Here is a 1,986-nt window from a genome sequence, read left to right as displayed (position 1 = left end):
CAGGGTGGCCTATTGCTGGCTGCCATAACGAAACATTACTTGAAATCATCACCCGCCGGATGCGCTGTATTGGCCGGTGGTTAAAAGACACACTTAATCAAAGGGGAGGCCCGGCATGAACAAGCCATTCAACACAGCTCAGTTCACCGCCAGAGCCGCTATACAGCTTCGTAGTCCAGTGTTGTGGGCAATGGCTATGGTTCAGCTTAAACAAGCCTGGAGGTCGAAATGAACGCACAACAGGCCGTAGAAATTGAACGCATCGTATCGACTTTCACTGAAGAAGATAACGAAGCGGTTTATGAAGAAGTTGAGCGTCTCGATAAGCAGATGCGGATTGGTTACATGGAGAAAATGCTTAGAGAGCATCTTCCGCACTGTGAAGCCGAGGTATTCGCGCTGGCTGCTGACTCATCCGAGTTTCAGGAGATAGCCAGCAAGGCAATTTGGGATTGTCTGACAGAGATTGTGAAGCGTGAGCGGGCTGTCGAGATATACCGGAACAAACACAGATACGACGAGGTAGCGTGATGAGCTTCAGCATCATTGAATTCGTGAAACAGCAGGAGCCGTTGTTTAGCGGCGCGCTGACTGACCAATCAGTTACATGGGCTAAGGAAAGCCAGTTCGCGATGCAGCTTTTCCAGAAGAATGATTTCCTGACGAAAACGGCGATAGGGAATCCGGCGAGCGCGCAGAACGCGATTATCAACGTAGCGGCAATTGGCATCACTCTGAACCCAGCCAGCAAGCTGGCCTATCTAGTTCCACGCGATGGCATGGTGTGCCTCGATATCAGCTATATGGGCCTGCTTCACCTCGCTCAGGCTACCGGGTCAATTAAGTGGGGTCAGTGCAAGCTGGTTTACTCGAACGATACCTACGAATCGAATGGGCTGGATAGCGCACCCACTCATAAGTACAACGCTTTCGGCAATCGCGGTGAAGTGGTCGGCGGATACTGCACGGTTAAGACTCCTGACGGAGACTATCTCACAGAGGAAATGAGCCTCGCAGAGATAAAGGCTACCGAAGCTACCAGTAAGGCAAAGAACGGCCCGTGGAAGACGTTCTGGGCGGAAATGGCACGTAAGACAATCGTCAAGCGGGCAAGTAAATACTGGCCACGTGCTGAGCGCCTGGATAATGCAATCCACGTCCTCAATGAAGAGGAAGGAATTCACCAAGAGCCGGTAATGCCACACACGCCTGAAAGCGAAGTTATCGAAGGTGAGAATGCGCGCAAACAGGAGGTTTACGAGCTGGTAGAGGTAATCTGTCAGAAGATGGAAGCGTCAGAAAGCATGGATGAACTCAAGCCATTATTCGCTGATGCGTTCAAGTTAACTCGTGGCATGAAGCTTCAGCAGAATGTTCAGGCCATCTATTCAGAACGCAAGGCGCAGCTTGAAGGAGCAACGTCATGAGCAAGCTATACGACATCGCCAATGATTACGCGAAGCTCATGGATTCTGGTTTAGAGCCAGAGATGATAGCCGACACCATCGAAGGAATTGATGGCGAGCTGGTTGATAAGGTCGAGCAGTTGCTTGCTATCTGCAAAAACGAGCAGCTCTATGCTGAGGCTTTGAGGAATGAATCAAAGTCACTATTGGAAAGAGCGTTGGTAGTCGAAAACAAAATATCAAGCATCAAGGAGTACATTGCCAGATCGCTTGAAACTGCTGGCAAGAAGTCAATCAGAGCAGGCTTGCACCAAGTAACTGTTCGTGTTCCATCCCGTCAGGTTGATATCACCGACGCATCTATCCTGCCGATTGAATTCGTTGAGTATGAGACAGTCGTCAAGCCAGATAAGCTGGCCATCAAGCATCAGCTGGACGCAGGAATCGCCGTTCCTGGTGCTCAGATAAAGCTTGGCAAAACATCGTTAATCATCAAGTGATAAGGTTATTTATGTGGTCACTCACCTGGCCATGGCCGAGCACGAGGACATTGTGGCCGCGATCGCCGCGCGTGATCCCG

General features: G+C 50.4%; 4 protein-coding genes. All 4 read left to right on the top strand.

Features of this window, described 5'->3' with window-relative positions; all coding sequences use genetic code 11:
- Positions 1-11: 11 nt before the first annotated feature.
- Positions 12-119 (top strand): protease FtsH-inhibitory lysogeny factor CIII, encoded by a 108-nt coding sequence (locus AB0I71_RS32440; protein WP_357591171.1) that lies wholly within the window; start codon positions 12-14, stop codon positions 117-119.
- Between the two features lie 109 nt (positions 120-228).
- Positions 229-531 (top strand): hypothetical protein, encoded by a 303-nt coding sequence (locus AB0I71_RS32435; RefSeq protein ID WP_060443863.1) that lies wholly within the window; start codon positions 229-231, stop codon positions 529-531.
- Complete coding sequence (locus tag AB0I71_RS32430) at positions 531-1,427, top strand: recombinase RecT (RefSeq protein WP_350590977.1); 897 nt, start codon at positions 531-533, stop codon at positions 1,425-1,427. The genes AB0I71_RS32435 and AB0I71_RS32430 overlap by 1 nt, the downstream gene beginning before the upstream one ends.
- Positions 1,424-1,906: a siphovirus Gp157 family protein gene (locus AB0I71_RS32425; RefSeq protein ID WP_350590975.1), complete on the top strand. Its 483-nt coding sequence runs from the start codon at positions 1,424-1,426 to the stop codon at positions 1,904-1,906. The genes AB0I71_RS32430 and AB0I71_RS32425 overlap by 4 nt, the downstream gene beginning before the upstream one ends.
- The last annotated feature ends 80 nt before the right edge of the window (positions 1,907-1,986 follow it).

It is taken from the genome of Micromonospora sp. NPDC049891, from assembly GCF_040660295.1.
Classification (GTDB): domain Bacteria; phylum Actinomycetota; class Actinomycetes; order Mycobacteriales; family Micromonosporaceae; genus Micromonospora.
The sequence above is the reverse complement of the archived record's forward strand: the minus strand, read 5'-3'. Positions and strand labels throughout refer to the sequence as shown.